Raw genomic sequence first — 16873 nt, forward strand, 5'->3', positions numbered from 1 at the left:
CCGCCCGGCGGGCAGCGCACGGCGCACGGCGGGCAGCGGGCGACGCCCGGCGGGCAGCAGACGGCGCACGGCGGGCAGCAGACCGCGGGCGGCGCACCGCGGTGGCGGACCGCGGGCGGCGCACCGCGGTGGCGGACGGCGGACGGCGAATACCGGCCAGCGGATGTCGGGTATGGGCGCCAGACTGGCCGTATGACAGTGAACTGGGCGGCCTTCACCGCGGCGGAACCGCGGTTCGCGCGGACCGTGGAGGAGCGTTTCGGGGCCTTCACCCACCATGTCCTCGCCACCCTGCGCCGGGACGGCACCCCGCGCACCACGGGCCTGGAGGTCCGCTTCCTCGGCGGCGAGCTGTGGCTCGGCATGATGCCGGACTCCCGCAAGGCGCTGGACCTGCGCCGCGACCCGCGCTTCGCGCTCCAGGCGAACCCCGGCGAGGGCCAGTCCATGGGCGGCGGGGACGTACGCGTGGGCGGGCGGGCGATCGAGGTCGAGGACCCCGGCCAGAAGGCCGCGTACAGCGAAGAGGTGGAACCGCCGGAGCCGTTCCACCTCTTCCGTGCCGAGCTGACCGAGGTCGTGAGGACCTCAGTGGAGGACGGGAAGTACCTCGTCGTCCAGATCTGGAAGCCCGGCGAGCCCCTGCACACCGTCAGACGCACATAGGGCAGACCCACGTAGGACAGACGCACGCACCGCAAGCGCACATGGGGCGGACGCACGTAGCGGAACCCCACATGGGGCAGGCACACATAGGGCCTACTCCCACTCGATGGTGCCCGGCGGCTTGGAGGTCACGTCGAGGACGACGCGGTTGACGTCCCGCACCTCGTTGGTGATCCGGGTCGAGATCCGCGCGAGGACGTCGTACGGCAGCCGCGACCAGTCCGCGGTCATGGCGTCCTCGGAGGAGACCGGGCGCAGCACGATCGGGTGGCCGTAGGTGCGGCCGTCGCCCTGGACGCCGACGCTGCGGACGTCCCCGAGCAGGACCACCGGGCACTGCCAGATGTCGCGGTCGAGGCCGGCCGCCGTCAGCTCCTCGCGGGCGATGGCGTCGGCCTCGCGGAGCAGGTCGAGCCGCTCCTTGGTGACCTCGCCGACGATGCGGATGCCGAGGCCGGGGCCGGGGAAGGGCTGGCGCTGGACGATCTCCTCCGGCAGGCCGAGCTCCTGGCCGACCATGCGGACCTCGTCCTTGAACAGCTGGCGCAGCGGCTCGACGAGCTGGAACTCCAGGTCCTCGGGCAGGCCGCCCACGTTGTGGTGGGACTTGATGTTGGCGGTGCCGGTGCCGCCGCCGGACTCGACGACGTCCGGGTAGAGGGTGCCCTGCACCAGGAACTCCACCGCCGGGCCCTGGTCCGCGATGATCTCGGCCTGCGCCTGCTCGAAGACTCGGATGAACTCGCGGCCGATGATCTTCCGCTTCTCCTCGGGGTCGGAGACCCCGGCGAGCGCCTTGAGGAACCGCTCCTCGGCGTCCACGACCTTCAGCTGTACGCCGGTCGCGGCCACGAAGTCCTTCTCGACCTGCTCGGTCTCGCCCTTGCGCATCAGGCCGTGGTCGACGTAGACGCAGGTCAGCTGGGAGCCGATGGCCTTCTGGACGAGGGCCGCGGCGACGGCGGAGTCCACGCCGCCGGACAGTCCGCAGATCGCGCGCCGGTCGCCGACCTGCTCGCGGATGGCGGCGACCTGCTCGTCGATGACGTTGCCGGTGGTCCAGTCGGGCTTCAGGCCGGCGCCGCGGTACAGGAAGTGCTCCAGCACCTGCTGGCCGTGCGTGGAGTGCATGACCTCGGGGTGGTACTGGACGCCGTAGAGCTTCTTCTCGTCGTTCTCGAAGGCGGCGACCGGGACGACGTCCGTGGAGGCGGTGACGGCGAAGCCCTCGGGGGCGGCGGAGCAGGCGTCGCCGTGCGACATCCACACGTGCTGCTCGGCCGGGGTGCCCTCGAAGAGGGTGGAGGAGGACTTCGACACATGCAGGCCGGTACGGCCGTACTCGCGGGCGCCGGTGTTGTCGACCGTGCCGCCGAGGGAGCGCGCCATCAGCTGGAAGCCGTAGCACATGCCGAACACGGGGACGCCGGCCTCGAAGATCGCGCGGTCGAGGCCGGGGGCGCCCTCCTCGTACACCGACGAGGGGCCGCCGGAGAGGATGATCGCCGCCGGGTTCCTGGCGAGCATCTCGGCGACCGGCATGGTGCTCGGCACGATCTCGCTGTAGACCCGGGCCTCGCGGACGCGACGGGCGATGAGCTGGGCGTACTGCGCGCCGAAGTCGACGACCAGGACGGTGTCGGGGGCGGCGGCGGGGTTCGCTGATGACACGGGTTGCCTTCCGGCGGTGAGCGAGGTGTGTGTGCGGCCGAGTCTACCGGCCCCTCGGGACCCCCTCCCGGGCCGAAGGGCGTCTCACGATGCGAACCGGCTTGGCCGCGCTCCGGGGGCGCGGCATACTGGGCGCCATGCTCACGCACCCGACCTTCCTCTTTACCTATGGCATCCGGCCCGCCGGCTGCCATGGTCGTGACGCTTGAGCATCTGACGAGCGACGTTCCAGGCGCCCCGGGCCGACAAGGCCCGGGGCGCCTGCCGTTGTCCGGGTCCTGTCGCTCCCGGGGCCGCCCTCCCCCGAACCCAGACCCACGAGGAGCCCCTCATGACCGCGATCGACGTGACCGGCGCGCACACCCCCGAGGCCGCCGGCGTGATCACCGGAGCGCGTGAGCGCATCGACGCCCTGGACGACCGGATCATCGGCCTGATCCAGGAGCGGACGGCGGTGTCGGCCGTGATCCAGGAGGCCCGGATCACCTCGGGCGGCCGGCGCGTGAACCTCTCCCGGGAGATGGAGGTCCTCGGCCACTACCGGGACGCCCTGGGCAGGCCGGGCACCGCCCTCGCGATGACGCTGCTCGAACTGTGCCGCGGTCGCATCTGAGTTCGGCGCGCCTCTCACCCGTACGGCGCGTGACGCCCCGCGGACCGCTTCGTTGGTACCGGTGTCCGTGCCAGCCAGGGGCGGGCCCGAACGAACCACGCCTGGCTCGCTGGGGCGATGAGGCGTACGGATCGTGCCGTACGCCGTGGGACCTCGCCCCGGAGAGGTGACCGGACGGCAGGGGACAGCAGCCCGGTCACCCGAGAGAACGGCCGGCTCCGGGGACGCCCGGGGCCGACCGGCGGGGAACAGGGCGAGACGGAGCAACGGGCCGGGCCGAGCGGTTGCGGAGGCCGCGTCCGTCGAGCAGGCTGCGTAGGAAGATCACGAAGCGCAGCGGGCTCCGCGTCCCGCCGTCCCGGACACCGCCGGAGACGACTTCACCGCGCCGCCCGTCAGCGCCTGGCCCCGAGCCCGGCGCCGACGGCGGCCCGAGGACCGCACGGCGCCTCCCCCGGCGCCGTCTGCGAGCACCGGCGCTGCCCTGACGCCGGTGCTGACGAAGGAAGGGCCCCGCGGCCGACCCGGCCGCGGGGCCCTTTCGCCGCCGCCGCCCGGTCAGGTGCGGCTGACGGTCCCGCACGCCTGCGCGCGGTCCGTCCCGATCTCCTTGCTCCGGTCGTACGGGTCCGTCGTCGGGCCGGCCGGGGGCGCGCCGGTGGGCGGGGCCGAGTCGAAGCGCGGGTGCAGATAGCCGTCGTAGACGTCGCAGGCGGTGTTGCCGACCTCCTGGTCGTAGCGCAGGACGGTGATCCGGCCGGGGGTGACCCGGTAGCGCGCCGGGTCGCTGAGCTCGACGTCGAGGACGCGGCGGACGATCGTGCGGGCCACCTCGTCGGAGCCCGGACGCACGAGCGGGTAGACGAAGGTGTAGTCGGCGCGCACGACGACGGAGGCGCGCTCGCCCGCCGTGAACGTCATGCGTCCGCGGGTCTTGACGACGTCACCGGCCGGGCGCACCTCGCCCGGGTCGAAGCGGCTGAACATCGACAGCGGGTCGTGGTCCTCGTCGGGCGCGCGCAGGGCGGTGGTGAGCCGGTCGACCAGCTCGCTCTGGCGGGGCTCCAGGACGCCGAGGGCCTGGGCGGGGCGCTCGCCGCGCAGGGTGGCGGGATCGAGGTTGGCGTCGATCAGGAGGGTGCGGGTCAGCCGCAGGGCCTGGGCGACCCGCGCGGCGGACAGGGTGCCGACCGCCTTGGCCCGCGGCACCGCGATGCCGGCCGCGCCGTCGGCCCAGCCCTCCGCGGGGGAGCCGGCGAACGGCCGGGCGAGGGTGGGGGTCGAGGGGTCGGCGGACGGGGGCGGCGCCGAGGGGGCGGCGGTCTCCTCCGGCAGCGGCGGCGCGGGGGCGGACGAGCCGGAGCCGAACGGGTCGCCGGGGAGGAGCGAGGGCCGCACCACCACCACGGCGACGGCCACGGCGAGCGGCACGGCGACGACCGCCCACCACCGGCGGCGCCGGGCGGCCCCCGCGTACGTCCCCTGCCCGGCGGGGCCGGTGCGCCAGCCCGGGGGCGCCTCGCCCCGCGCGTCCTGCTGCCGGAGGCGTTCGGTGACCATCCGGGCCCGCGCGGAGGGCTCCTTCGGCGCGGAGCGGACGTCCCGCTCGGCGTCCTGGAGGAACGTCTGCCACTCCTCGTCCGATATGGACGAGGACGGCGGTTCCGCTCCCTCGCCGGGGCCCTGCCCGGGTCCGTCGGGCGATCTGCCGGTCATGGCCGTGGGTACCTTCTCTCGTTGTCGTCGGAAGCAGTTGAGGGTACGTCAGCCCACCGACAGCGGCCCCGGACCGGGGAACGCCGGCACGGGTCCCGAGGCCACCGGCCGGTCCTGTGATCCAGTACACATAAAGAATCCGTTAGTACGGGCACAACCTTTCACCGCCGTCGGTGATCGAAGTCGGTGAATCAAGGGCCACGACCCGCGCCCCACACGCGGAGGCCTCCTCAACGCGTGGTGCGACGCGCAGCACGCCGGACTTTCCGAGGTCTTCATGAAGCTTCGCCGCGCCCTGGCCGCCGCAGCGACGACGGCGGTCATCGCGCCGATCGCCCTGCTGTCCGCGCCCGCCGCGTTCGCCACCGACGACACTGCGACGCCGTCGGCGTCGGAGAGCACCCCGGCCGCCGGCCCGAGCACCCCGGCGGCCGACGAGTCCACCCCGGCCGCCGGGGAGAGCACGCCCGCCGCGGACGAGTCGGCCCCGGGCGCCGGCGAGTCCACGCCCGCCGCGGACGAGTCGACCCCGGCGGCCGGTGAGTCCACCCCGGCCGCCGGGGAGAGCGACCCGGCCGAGGAGCCGCTCCCCTTCTGCGAGGAGGTCGACGAGACCTTCGCCGAGGAGGCCCTCGCCACCGAGGTCAGCGCCCTGCCGGGCAAGATCGTGGCCGGCAGCGGCTGGCACGGCTTCACCCTGAAGGTCACCAACACCTCGGACGTCACGCTGAAGGACGTCGCCTTCTACGCCGAGGTCGAGAGCACCGGGTACTGGGAGACCGGGAAGCCGGTCCTCAGCCCGTACGTCGACCTTCAGTTCAAGAACCCGTCCACGAAGTCCTGGGAGGACGTCGAGGGCGAGGACGGTCTCGCCGGTGGCTACTTCTGGGGCACGGACACGATGAAGCCCGGCGACTTCAACAGGATCGAACTGCGGGTGAACGTCCGCAAGGGCGCCCCGGCCGGTGAGTCGTACCACTTCGGCACCGGTGCCTACATCGACAACGTCAACGGTGAGGACTGCGTCGCCGAGGGCTTCGGCGACGGCTGGTTCTTCGACGTGCTGCCCGCCGGCAGCTCGAACGAGAACCCGGGCGAGGCCGCGCCGGGCCCGGAGAAGCCCTCCGCGGGCGCCCCGGAGAAGCCGCAGGGCGGCGTCGGCCGGCAGCCGGTGACGGGCAGCCTCGCGGAGACGGGGGCGGGTTCGAACATGCCGGCCCTCGCCACCATCGGCGGTATCGCGGTCTTCGCGGGTGCCGGCGTGATGTTCGCGGTGAAGCGCCGGCGCGGCGGCGCCGAGGCGTAGGTCTCGCGGCACGGCCGCACAGCACCGCGAGGGACCCGCGCGGAGGGTGCGGGTCCCTCGCCGTGCTCTCGCCCGCCGTCGGGCGTCAGGGCTTCGGGGGCACCGCCGGTATGCCGAGGAACGGCAGCTTCAGCGCGCCGAACGCCTCCGCCGGGACGACCGGTGACGCCGGCGCGACCGGCGCCAGCCGCTCGTAGGCGGCACCTTGCGCCGGACGCCGGTCCCGCTCGCCCTTGTTGGGCCAGAACGACATCGCCCGCTCGGCCTGCGCGGTGATCGTCAGGGAGGGGTTGACGCCGAGGTTGGCCGAGACCGCCGACCCGTCGACGACCGAGATGCCGGGGTGGCCGTAGAGCCGGTGGTAGGGGTCGATGACGCCGTGGTCGGCGTCCGCGCCGATCGGGCAGCCGCCGAGGAAGTGCGCGGTGAGCGGGGTGCCCATCAGCTCGCCGACGTTGGAGCCGGCGAAGCCGTTGATGTCGGCGGCGATGGCGGACGCGGCCTGCGAAGCGACCTCGATCTGCTTGGGGTTGGGGGCGCCGTGTCCCTGACGTGCCGTCAGCAGGCCCTTGCCGACGCCGTCCTCCTTCAGATACGTCGTCAGCGAGTTGTCCAGCGACTGCATCACCAGGCCGATGATGGTGCGCTCCGACCAGCGGCGGTTGGACAGGGAGCGGACCAACTGCACCGGGTGGCGTGCCGCGTTCACCAGCCAGGCGCGGACGCGGGACCGTCCGTCGGTGAAGGGGACCTGGAGGATGGACAGGCCGCCCATCGAGTTCGATCCCCTGCCGTAGCGCACCGGCTCGATGTGGGTGTTCTCGTCCGGGTGGATGGAGGACGTGATGGCGACCCCCCGCGTGAAGTCGACCTTGCGCGCGCCGGTCGCCTTGCGGTAGCGCCGGTTGTCGGTCTGCGCGCCCACCAGGGCCTCGGAGTTGGTGCGGGTCAGCTCGCCGAGCCTGGCGGACAGGTGCGGCAGCCGGCCGCTCGCCTTCATGCGGTGCAGCAGGGTCTGGGTGCCGTAGGTGCCCGCGGCGATCACCACCCTGCGGGCGGTGAAGAGCCTGTCCTCGCCCTTCCTCCCGCGGTCCGTCGGGAGGGTCGCCACCGCGTAGCCGCCGCGCGAGTCGTCGGTCACCGAGACGACCGACGTCATGGGGTGGACCACCGCGCCCGCCTTCTCGGCGAGGTGGAGGTAGTTCTCGTTGAGGGTGTTCTTCGAGCCGTTCCGGCAGCCGGTCATGCAGGCGCCGCACTCGGTGCACGCCGTGCGCGCCGGGCCCGCGCCCCCGAAGTACGGGTCGGCGACCTCCTGGCCGGGCTCGGCCCGCGCGGCGCCCCCGGCGTCCTCGCCGTCGCCGAAGAAGACGCCGACGGGCGCCATGTGGAAGCTGTCGCCGACGCCCATCCGCTCGGCCGCCGCCTTGAGATGGACGTCGGAGGGGGTGGTGGTCGGGTTGAGCCGGACGCCGAGCATGCGCCGGGCCTGGTCGTAGTACGGCTTCAACTCCTCCTGCCAGTCCGTGATGTCACGCCACTGCGGGTCGTCGAAGAACGTTTTCGGCGGTATGTAGAGGGTGTTGGCGTAGTTCAGGGAGCCGCCGCCGACACCCGCCCCCGCCAGCACCATCACGTTGCCGAGCAGATGGATGCGCTGGATGCCGTACATGCCGAGCCGGGGTGCCCAGAGGTAGTTCCTGAGGTCCCACGAGTTCTTCGGGAGGCTCTCGCGGGTCCAGCGGCGGCCGGCCTCCAGGACACCGACGCGGTAGCCCTTCTCGGTCAGGCGGAGCGCGGTGACGGAGCCGCCGAACCCCGATCCGACGACGATGACGTCGTAGTCGTAGCGGTCCTCGTCCCGGGCCGGGACGGACTTCTCCTGTGACACGTGCTCTCCTCGTCGAAAGCGGCGGTGCGGCGGGGGCCGGAACCGGGGGCGGGCGGAACCGGCCGGAACCCGCCGGCCCGGCCCCGGACCGGCCTAGCGGAAGCGGAACGCCTTCATCAGCCGCAGGCTCCGGCTCATGAACTGCGCGTACTTCTCGTCGTCCATGCCCAGCGACGGCGCCATCGGCAGCAGTCGCTGCTGGGCCACCGTCTGGGCCTCGGTGTACTTGAGGATGCCCTCGGAGCCGTGGCGGCGGCCGAGGCCGGAGTCCTTCATGCCGCCCATGGGCGACTGGACGCTGCCGTAGGCGGGGGCGTAGCCCTCGTTGACGTTGACCGTGCCGGTGCGCAGCCGGGCGGCGAGCGCGCGGCCGCGGGCGCCGTCCCTGGTCCAGACCGACGCGTTCAGGCCGTACGGCGTGGAGTTGGCGAGGCCGACCGCCTCGTCGTCGGCGCGGAAGCGGTAGATCGCGACGACCGGACCGAAGGTCTCCTCGCCGCAGACGCTCATCCCGGGCTCGACGCCGTCGAGGATCGTGGGCTCGAAGAAGTACGGGCCGACGTCGGGCCGTGCCACGCCGCCCGCCACGACCCTGGCGCCCTGGGCGACGGCCTCCTCGACGTGCCGGGTGACCGTCTTCAGCTGCCGCTCCCCCACCAGGGAGCCCATGTCGGCGCCGTAGGCGAGGGACGTGCCGAGCCGCATCGCCCTGGTGCGGGCGGCGAACCGCTCGACGAAGGCGTCGGCGACGGACTCGTGGACGTACAGCCGCTCGATGGAGATGCACAGCTGGCCCGCGGAGGAGAAGCAGGCGCGGACGGCTCCGGCTGCGGCCTTCTCCACGTCGGCGTCGTCCAGGACCAGCATGGCGTTCTTGCCGCCGAGTTCGAGGGAGACCCCGATGAGCCGGGCGGCGGCGCCCTGGGCGACCTCGCGGCCGGTGCGGGTGGACCCGGTGAAGGAGACGTAGTCGGCGTGCCGGACGAGCTCGGGGCCGACGACCGGGCCCTCGCCGAGGACGACCTGGAAGACGTCGGCGGGCAGACCGGCCTCGATCAGCAGGTCGCGCGCCCACAGGGCGGTCAGGCAGGTCTCCGTGTCCGGCTTCATGACGACGGCGTTGCCCGCGGCGAACGCCGGGAGGGCGTCGCCGACGGACAGTTCGAGCGGGTAGTTCCAGGGGGCGATCTGGCCGACGACGCCGCGCGGGTGGCGCAGTTCGGTGACGCGCGTCAGGGTGGGCATCGCGCCGGCGTGCCGCTTGGGCCTGAGATAGGCGGGGGCCCTGCGGCCGTAGTGGCGGGCCGCGACGGCGACGGCCTGCACCTCCTCGTGGGCGTGCAGCCGCGCCTTGCCGGTCTCCAACTGGATGAGGTCGAGGACCTCGGCCTGCCGTTCGAGCACCAGGTCGTGGAAGCGGAGCAGGACGGCCGCGCGCCGGCGCACCGGGATCTGCGCCCACACGGCCTGCGCGGCGCGGGCCGCCTCGAACGCCTGCCGCACGTCCTCGGAGGTCGACTCGGGCAGGTCGGCCAGCTTCTCGCCGGTGAACGGCGTGTGGTTGGCGGTACGGCCGGAGCCGGCCACCCCCTTGGTGAGCTGGGCGACCAGCTCGGGGGTGACCACGTCGGCTGCCGTACGGGCGCCCTCCGGGGCGGGGGCGAGGGGGTTCGTGCCGGTCTTGGCCGGGGCCTGCGCGTCCGTCATGAGCGGCAGGGTATGCCGGACCGAAGGCTTTGTGTACCCGTCGGTAACGGGGATTCACCGCGTGCACACATGCCGCCAGTGTCCACTGGCAACAAACGCGCCGATCAGGGCGGCACCGGAGCGGCGCCGCGCCATCCGGTCCCGGTTCGGTCACGGGCGCCCGCCGGGCACGGGGCCGCCGGGACCGCCCGCGGCCCCCTGTCCGCCCCGCGGGGCGGACCCGTCCGGCCGGGTCAGAGGGTGCCGATCTCCAGGTTCGCGATGGCCGTGGCCGCCACGTCGCGGCCGCGCTGGGCGAAGTCGCCCTGGCCCGGATAGCCGACGGAGAGTTTGTACATGTTCCCGGCGGACGTCTTGTAGTAGAAGATCCGCAACTGGCGCGGGAGCGGGTTCTGCTTGTCGTCGGTGGTGTAAGTGACCGTGTCCTCGGCCGACTTGCGGCCCTGGTACGTGGTCTCCCTGGGCTCCGTCCTCGGATTCGCCGGCATCTTGGCCGGGTAGGAGCCGCTCTGCCTGAAGCCGCTCTCGTCGTCGTACATCTCGGCCGCCGCCGACCCGGCGATGTCGTTGCCGGTGTCCTCGGACTTCCTGGCCAGCGACAGGGCGATCCAGATGACGCCGCTCGGGTCGGTGTAGGTGACCAGGTTGCCGTCGCTCGGGTCCTCGGGCACGGTGCGCCGGTACCCGGCGGGCGCGGCGAGGGTCGCGTCGAGCGCCTTCTCCTCGTTGGCCTTCCAGCCGTCCGGCAGGGGCCCCGCGAACGGGTCGGCGGTCACCAGGTACGCCGTGAGCGCCGCGGCCACGGCCGCCGCCCCGATCCCGAGCAGCGTCCTCGGGCCGAGGACGACCCCGCGCCGGACGCTCTCGGGGCGGCGCAGGGCCTGGGTGGCGGCGGGAGCCGGCGGATCGGCGGCCTGCTCCAGCAGGGCGCGGGTCTGCGCGGCGTTCGGGCGGCGGGCCGGGTCCTTCTGGAGCAGGCCGTTGACGGCGTCGGCGAGCGGCCCCGAGGCGGCGGGCGGGCTGGGCGCCGCGTTGAGGACGGACTGGAGGGTGGCGGGGGTGTTGCTGCGGCGGAACGGCGAGACGCCCTCCGTCGCCGCGTACAGCACGACGCCCAGGGACCACAGGTCGCTCGCGGGCCCCGGACGCTGGCCGAGCACCCGCTCGGGCGCGACGTACTCGGGCGAGCCGACGAAGCCGCCCGTGTCGGTCAGATTGGTCTCGCCCTCGATCTGGGCGATGCCGAAGTCGGTGAGGACGACGCGGTCGTGGCGGCCGAGCAGCACGTTGTCCGGCTTCACGTCGCGGTGCAGGATGCCGGCGGCGTGGGCGGCCTCCAGGGCGCCGAGCACCTCCAGGCCGATTCTCGCCGCCTCGCGGGTCCCGAGGGTGCCCTCCTGGAGCGCCGCTCCCAGCGAACGGCCCCGCACCAGCTCCATCACGATCCACGGCCGGCCGTCCACGACGGCGACGTCATGGACGTTCACCACGGCCGGGTGGTCGAGCCGCGCCGCGGCGCGGGCCTCGCGGCGCATGCGCTCGAAGGCGTTGGCCCGTTCGCGGTCGGAAAGGTGGTCCGGTACGCGGGGCTCCTTGACGGCCACCTCGCGGTCGACGGTCTCGTCCTCGGCCCGCCAGACCGTGCCCATCCCGCCGTGTCCGAGCTTGGCGAGCAGCCGGTACCGGCCCGCGATCAGCCGCCCGGCGCCGGGGTCCTGCGGGGGCGCTTCGGGCGCCGCCGACCGGGTGGGCGGGGCGGACGAGGGGGACGGGCCGGGCGAAGGGGCCGCCGGGGTCGGGGCCGGGGTCGGGGCGGCGGAGGGCTGCGCGGCCGCGGCCTGCCGAGGAGCCGCCGGGGAGGGCGTGGCGTACGGGTTGTCCGGGTGCGGCACGTGCGCGGGCCGCCACGGCGGTTGCAGTTCGAAACTGGTCGGCTCGTCCGGCCGGTAAGGGGCTCCCCCGTCGCTGCTCATGACTCCATCCATATCGCGGCGGGCACCGGCTCATCCAGGGGGAACGGTTTCCGGTCACAGACCCGTGACGCGCCTCACCACTTATCTCCCGGTTGGTCGGGTTTGGCGGGCGTGCGGGAGGGAGGGGGTGGCGTACCGGCGCCGGTGGAAGGGGTCGCGGTGGCCGCGGCGGAGGGGGTCGCGGTGGCCGCGGCGGTCCCGGCGGAGGGGGTCGCGGTGGCCGCCGCGGTCCCGGTGGCCGGCGTCGCCGTACCGGCCCCTGGGGACGAGGTCGTGGTCGCCGTACCGGCGTCGGGTGCGGGGCTCGCCGATCCGGTCGGTGCGCCGTCGCCGTCGCCGTCGCCGTTCCCCAGCAGGGCCGCCGCCGACACCCCCGCCACCGCCGTCGCGGCGACCAGGGCGACGGCGGCCAGCACCCGGCGCGCGGGGCGGGGGCGGTCCGGAGGGGAGCGGTCCGGGCTGCTGAACCGTTTCGGCACCCGTGCGTGACCGGTCGCCAGGAACTCCCGCAGCAGCGCCTCCGCCTCCGCCGCGTCCAGCCGCAGCGCCGGATCGCGCTCCAGAAGCCCCTGGACGACCGGCAGGATCGGCGCGGCCTGCCGCGGCGGCCGTATCTCGTCGGCGACGACCGCGAGCACGGTGCCGCTCAACGAGTCCCGGCGGAACGGCGATTCACCGCTGAGGGCCGCGCACAGCAGCGCGCCCACCGACCACAGGTCGGAGGCGGGACCCGTCAGCGCGCCGGACATCCGCTCGGGCGCGGTGTACTCGGGCGAGCCCACGAAGGAGCCGGACTCGGTGAGCGTGGCGGCGCCCGGCACCCGGGCGATCCCGAAGTCGGTGAGCACCACGCGGCCGGTGCCGTTCTCGATCAGCACGTTGGCCGGGGTGATGTCCCGGTGCAGCACCCCGGCGGCATGGGCCGTGCGCAGGGCGTTCAGCAGATCGGCGCCGATCCGGGCGGCCTCGCACGCGCCGAGCGGACCGCCCGCGGCGATCCGCTCGGCCAGCGATTCGCCCTCGACGAGCTCCATGACGATCCAGGGGCGCCCGCCGTCCTCGACCACGTCGTGGACGACGATGACGTGCGGGTGCCGCAACTGCGCCACGGCCTGCGCCTCGCGCAGCCCGCGCCCGCGCCGCCGACGCGCCTCGGCCTCGGCCTCGGCCTCGGCCTCGGAGAGCGTGTCGTCCGGCGGGAGTTCCTTGACGGCCACCCGCCGCCCGAGCAGCAGGTCGGTCGCCTGCCACACCACGCCCATCCCACCCCGCCCGACCAGGACATCGAGGCGGTAACGCCCCGCGACGGTACGTGAGTTGGCCCCCTCGGTCCCCATGGGGCCCATCATGCCCCACCGGACCGGTCGGCTCCGGGGCGTCGATCGGCCAACTGTGCAAAGCAGCAAAGCACTTCAAATGCCATGCACTGCGCGGAAATCAGGAGGTTCGGGCTGTCCGGGGCGTCAGGAGCCGCCCGTGCGCCAGCTCCGCAGCACGGCCGTGAACTGTTTGCGGGTCGCGGCCCAGTCGGCCTCCGGTCCGGACATGTAGATCGCGTACTCGGTGCCGTCGCGGTCGATGTACGCCTGGTCGATCGCGCGCCGGGGCCCGGGGAACGGAGTGTCCTTGGCCTGCGCGGCCCAGGTGTACTCCCACAGCGAGCCTTCCCGGTCGCGGTAGTTGTTCGGCTTCAGGGAGAGGGTCCGGTACCCGATCAGCCGCTCCCCCAACTGCTGTTCCAGGTCGCGCAGATGGTCGTAGGAGCTGGCGAAGTCGGGTGCGGTGTCGACGGCGATGCGCACGAAGTGCTCGCCCCCGTCGGGCGAGTAGTCGACCTGCCGGAGCCCGTCGGCCTCCTTGCCGACCACCGTCCGCGACCATCCCCTGGGCAGCCGGAGGCTGAAGCCGAGCGGATCGTCCACCCGCACCCAGGACGCGGGCACGCCGCCCACGTCCGGTTCGCCCGAGGCGGTGCCGCTCGCGGCGGGCGAGGAGGCGGACGGGGTGGGCCGGGCGGCGGTACCGCCGCCCGGCCCCCACTTCTGGAGCACCACCGCGGTGCCTCCGCCGACGACCGCGGCGAAGGCCACGGCGAGAGCGGCAGTGCGCAGCCGGCGCCGCCCGGACCGGGCCGCCGGGGCACCGGGGCGGCCGTGCGCGGGCTGCGGGACGCCGGGGGTGCCGAGGAGGCCGGGGGCACCGGGGAGGCCGGGGGTCCCGGGAGCGGCGGGCCCGGCCGCCGGCGGATACGGCGCTCCGGTCACCACCGTGTTCGCCCCCGGGCGGGCACCGGCGTGCTCGGGGGCGGTGGGCGCCTCCGGCTCGTACCGGTTGTGCCGGGTGGACACGTACGCCTGCGCCTCGCCGGGCCGTCGTCCCTCCGCCGCCTCGGCCAGCATCTGTTCCGCCTCCGCGGCGGAGGGGCGGGTGGCCGGATCCTTGCGGAGCAGGGCCGCGATCACCGGGGCGAGGGCTCCGGCGTCGCGCGGGCCGGGGGCCTCCTCCTCGACCACGGCCTGCATGGTGCTCAGCGGAGAGGTGCGGCGGAAGGGCGAGCGGCCCTCCACGGCCGTGTAGAGCGTCGCGCCCAGCGCCCACAGGTCGGAGGCGGGGCCGGGGTCGTGGCCGCGGACACGCTCGGGGGCGAGGTAGTCGACCGAGCCGACGACCTCGCCGGTGCGGGTGATCGTGGAGTCGCCCTCGATCTGGGCGATTCCGAAGTCGGTGAGCAGGACGCGGCGGTCCGTCGCGAGCAGGACGTTGCCGGGCTTGATGTCCCGGTGCAGGACACCGGCGGAGTGCGCGGCGCGCAGCGCCCTGAGCACCCACAGGCCGACACGGGCGGCCTCGGTGGGCTCGACGCGCCCCTCCTCCTTGACCTCGTCGGCCAGGGAGCGGCCCTCGACCAGCTCCATCACGATCCACGGCCGGCCGTCGTGCTCCAGCACGTCGTGCACGGTGACGACGGCGGAGTGGTTGATGCGCGCGGCGGCGCGGGCCTCGGCACGGGTGCGGGCGAGCAGCCGCTCCCGGTCGCTCTCGGAGACGTAGAGCGCGGCGGTCAACTCCTTGATGGCCACGGCTCGATGCAGCACTTCATCGTGCGCACGCCACACCCGGCCCATACCGCCGCTGCCGATCGTGGCGGCGAGCCGGTAGCGGCCCGAAACGAGCTGGCCCTGCATCTGATTCACGTGTCCCCGCAATGTTCTTGACAGGGTCAGGTTAAGGACCGGCGGACGGGACCGGAACCACGGGGGTGCCTTGGAGACCGCACTGTGACGGTTGTCGCTTTCGCGGCCGGGACGCAACCATCCGGCCGCTGTCACACAGGGTTTGGGCCGGCGCTCACGCGGTGACCTGGTAGGTCGCCGACGCCTGCTCGAACAGCCGTGTCACCTCGTCGCGCTCCGCCTCCGGACCGCGCACCTGCACCACGTGGTACCGCCCGTCGACCAGCAGCGCGAGATTGCGTACGAACAGCTCGCGGCCCTGGCCGTCGGTCCAGGTGAACTGCCCCTCGGCCATGGTGCGTTCGCCGACCCTGATGGTCTTCAGGCCGCTGGAGGAGGCCCAGCTGGAGTCGCGGTAGGGCTGCAACTCCCGCTCCTTCTCCCGCTGGTAGACCATGGGGTCGCCGCCGTACGCCTGCACGGTGTCCCGGCCGGGTACGACGATGAGGTCGAAGCCGCCCTGGGAGTAGACGACTTGGCCGCGGCCGTTCTTCGGACTGCGGCTCCAGCCGTTGGCCACCGCGACCTGGAAGCCCGCGTCGTCCTTGCGCAGGGTGAAGCCGTCGGGCACGTCGGGTCCGTCGCCCTGCGGTTCGGTGGAACCGTCCGACTCCGAGGGGCTGTTGCCGGACCCGGGCGCGGTCTGGTCGGGGCGTGGCTCATTGCTCGCGTCGGGGGCCGGGGCGCCCGTGGCTCCGGCGCGGCCGGCGTCCGCCGGGGCACCGGAGTTCTGGTCGGCCTTCGGCATGAACAGCATCGCGTACGCGATCGCCGCGGCCATGCCGAGCAGCACCAGCACGAGCAGGGTGCGGCCGAGGCTGCGCGGCGAACCCGTCTCCTGCTTGGCCCGCTTGTGCCGTCCCTGGTGCGCGGGCAGCCCGGCCCTGCGCCGGCGCACCAGCTCGCCGCGGCGGCGCACGATGGGCAGCCGCTTCGGGTCGGCCGGCGGGGCGGCCACGACATGGGCGCCGGCCTCGGGCTCGGGCGCCGAGCGGACCAGTGAGCGCAGCCAGCCGCTCAGTTCCTCGATGTCCGGCCGCTCGGTGGGGTCCTGACGCAGCAGCGACTCCACGACGGGCCGCAGCGGGCCGCACTCCTCGGCGAACGCGGGCGGCTCGGCGCACACCATCTGCACCAGTTCGGCCGTGGACTCCTCCGGGTACGGCGCGTGCCCCTGCACGGCCCGGAACAGCAGCGCGCCCATCGCCCACAGATCGGTGGCGGGCCCGATGGGCGCGGCCAGCTGCCAGTTCTCGTGCACCGGCCCGGCCTGCTCCGGCGCCCAGCGCTCGGTGACGGGGCCCACGACGGCCATCCGCGCCTGCCGCGCCCGCTCGGCGGCGAGCGCGGTGGTGGGGCCCCGCCGGGGGGCGGGCGTACCGGCCGCGAGGTCGCCCCAGCGGGCCGGGGGCGGGGTGAGCACACCCGGGGCGGCGGGCACGGGGACGGCCGGGTCGGGGACCACCGGGCCGAGGGCCTGGATCCCCGGGATGCCGTCCGCCGCGCCGGGGACCGGGAGTCCGCTCGGGACGGGCCCCGTGGCGCCCGGTGCGCCCCTGCCGTCGTCGGCGGGGCGGAAGCCGGGAGGCAGGGCCGTCCGGGCCCGGTCCTGCCCGGCGGGCGGGAGCGGGGCTCCGGCGCGCGGCCCGGCCCCGTGCCAGGGCGTGGCCCGCACACCGTAGGGATCGGCGATCCGGCCGGGCGGCGTATCCGCCCCACCGGAGGAATACGGGTCCTGGGCGGCCCCGTCGGACTGGACGCCGGGCTGGTGGGGCTCCTGGGACACGCCGTTGAGGCGCCCCTCGGAGCCGTACAACTCGCGGGACGCACGAGGGGGGTGACCGCCAGGGGCGTACGGCTCCGGGGACGCGCCGTCGGGCTGCGCCTCATGGCCGTACGCGCCGGGCCGGGCGTCACGGACGTACGGCTCCTGCGACACGCCGGCGGCCCGGCCCCCGGGGGCGTACGGCTCCCCGGAGAGGCCGTGGGGCCGGTCGGCCGGCGGATACGGGTCCCGGGACGCGCCGTCGGCCCGGCCCCCGGGGGCGCCCTCGGGTGCCGTACGGGCTCCGGGCAGGGCCGCCCGGTCGTCCCCGC

At 74.4% G+C, this 16873-nt stretch carries 11 protein-coding genes; 3 read left to right on the top strand and 8 right to left on the bottom strand.

The window, feature by feature from the left end; genetic code table 11:
- The first annotated feature begins 192 nt into the window (after window positions 1-192).
- Complete coding sequence (locus SZN_RS27670; RefSeq protein WP_043733504.1) at window positions 193-666, top strand: pyridoxamine 5'-phosphate oxidase family protein; 474 nt, start codon at window positions 193-195, stop codon at window positions 664-666.
- Between the two features lie 93 nt (window positions 667-759).
- Here the strand turns inward: SZN_RS27670 and guaA are convergent, their stop codons facing one another.
- Complete coding sequence (gene guaA / locus SZN_RS27675) at window positions 760-2337, bottom strand: glutamine-hydrolyzing GMP synthase (RefSeq protein ID WP_007501365.1); 1578 nt, start codon at window positions 2335-2337, stop codon at window positions 760-762.
- Between the two features lie 331 nt (window positions 2338-2668).
- Between guaA and SZN_RS27680 the strand changes: the two genes are divergently transcribed.
- The gene (locus SZN_RS27680; protein ID WP_007501367.1) at window positions 2669-2950 is read left to right on the top strand and encodes a chorismate mutase; all 282 of its coding nucleotides are present in this window, start codon (window positions 2669-2671) and stop codon (window positions 2948-2950) included.
- Between the two features lie 558 nt (window positions 2951-3508).
- Here SZN_RS27680 and SZN_RS27685 read toward each other — a convergent pair.
- The gene (locus tag SZN_RS27685; RefSeq protein WP_007501369.1) at window positions 3509-4666 is read right to left on the bottom strand and encodes a hypothetical protein; all 1158 of its coding nucleotides are present in this window, start codon (window positions 4664-4666) and stop codon (window positions 3509-3511) included.
- Between the two features lie 277 nt (window positions 4667-4943).
- Here SZN_RS27685 and SZN_RS27690 point away from each other — a divergent pair, with 277 nt between their 5' ends.
- The gene (locus SZN_RS27690) at window positions 4944-5972 is read left to right on the top strand and encodes an LPXTG cell wall anchor domain-containing protein (RefSeq protein WP_007501371.1); all 1029 of its coding nucleotides are present in this window, start codon (window positions 4944-4946) and stop codon (window positions 5970-5972) included.
- Window positions 5973-6057: 85 nt separating this feature from the next.
- On the opposite strand, the gene SZN_RS27695 is transcribed toward SZN_RS27690, so the two are convergent.
- The 6 genes from SZN_RS27695 to SZN_RS42835 form a co-directional block, all read right to left on the bottom strand.
- Window positions 6058-7863, bottom strand: a complete 1806-nt coding sequence (locus SZN_RS27695; protein WP_007501373.1) for a GMC family oxidoreductase N-terminal domain-containing protein — start codon at window positions 7861-7863, stop codon at window positions 6058-6060.
- A 93-nt stretch (window positions 7864-7956) separates the two neighbouring features.
- Entirely contained in the window at window positions 7957-9570 is a 1614-nt protein-coding gene (locus SZN_RS27700) for a succinic semialdehyde dehydrogenase (RefSeq protein ID WP_007501375.1), read from the bottom strand.
- 233 nt (window positions 9571-9803) lie between these two features.
- Entirely contained in the window at window positions 9804-11543 is a 1740-nt protein-coding gene (locus SZN_RS27705; protein WP_007501377.1) for a serine/threonine-protein kinase, read from the bottom strand.
- A 74-nt stretch (window positions 11544-11617) separates the two neighbouring features.
- Window positions 11618-12880 carry a serine/threonine-protein kinase gene (locus SZN_RS27710; protein ID WP_078508976.1) on the bottom strand — a complete coding sequence of 421 codons (1263 nt, stop codon included), beginning with the start codon at window positions 12878-12880 and terminating at the stop codon, window positions 11618-11620.
- Window positions 12881-13006: 126 nt separating this feature from the next.
- Window positions 13007-14728, bottom strand: a complete 1722-nt coding sequence (locus SZN_RS27715) for a serine/threonine-protein kinase (protein WP_007501380.1) — start codon at window positions 14726-14728, stop codon at window positions 13007-13009.
- A gap of 163 nt (window positions 14729-14891) precedes the next feature.
- Window positions 14892-16873: serine/threonine-protein kinase (locus SZN_RS42835; RefSeq protein WP_007501383.1), on the bottom strand; the 1982-nt coding region annotated here is incomplete at its 5' end.

This window comes from Streptomyces zinciresistens K42, from assembly GCF_000225525.1.
In the GTDB taxonomy this organism is placed as follows: Bacteria; Actinomycetota; Actinomycetes; order Streptomycetales; family Streptomycetaceae; genus Streptomyces; species Streptomyces zinciresistens.

Excerpts from the sequence above, each read along its gene's own strand:
- SZN_RS27670 (WP_043733504.1), top strand. The coding sequence starts at position 193 with ATGACAGTGAACTGGGCGGCCTTCACCGCGGCGGAACCGCGGTTCGCG.
- SZN_RS27680 (WP_007501367.1), top strand. The coding sequence starts at position 2,669 with ATGACCGCGATCGACGTGACCGGCGCGCACACCCCCGAGGCCGCCGGC.
- SZN_RS27685 (WP_007501369.1), bottom strand. The coding sequence starts at position 4,666 with ATGACCGGCAGATCGCCCGACGGACCCGGGCAGGGCCCCGGCGAGGGA.
- SZN_RS27690 (WP_007501371.1), top strand. The coding sequence starts at position 4,944 with ATGAAGCTTCGCCGCGCCCTGGCCGCCGCAGCGACGACGGCGGTCATC.
- SZN_RS27700 (WP_007501375.1), bottom strand. The coding sequence starts at position 9,570 with ATGACGGACGCGCAGGCCCCGGCCAAGACCGGCACGAACCCCCTCGCC.
- SZN_RS27705 (WP_007501377.1), bottom strand. The coding sequence starts at position 11,543 with ATGAGCAGCGACGGGGGAGCCCCTTACCGGCCGGACGAGCCGACCAGT.
- SZN_RS27710 (WP_078508976.1), bottom strand. The coding sequence starts at position 12,880 with ATGGGGACCGAGGGGGCCAACTCACGTACCGTCGCGGGGCGTTACCGC.
- SZN_RS27715 (WP_007501380.1), bottom strand. The coding sequence starts at position 14,728 with ATGCAGGGCCAGCTCGTTTCGGGCCGCTACCGGCTCGCCGCCACGATC.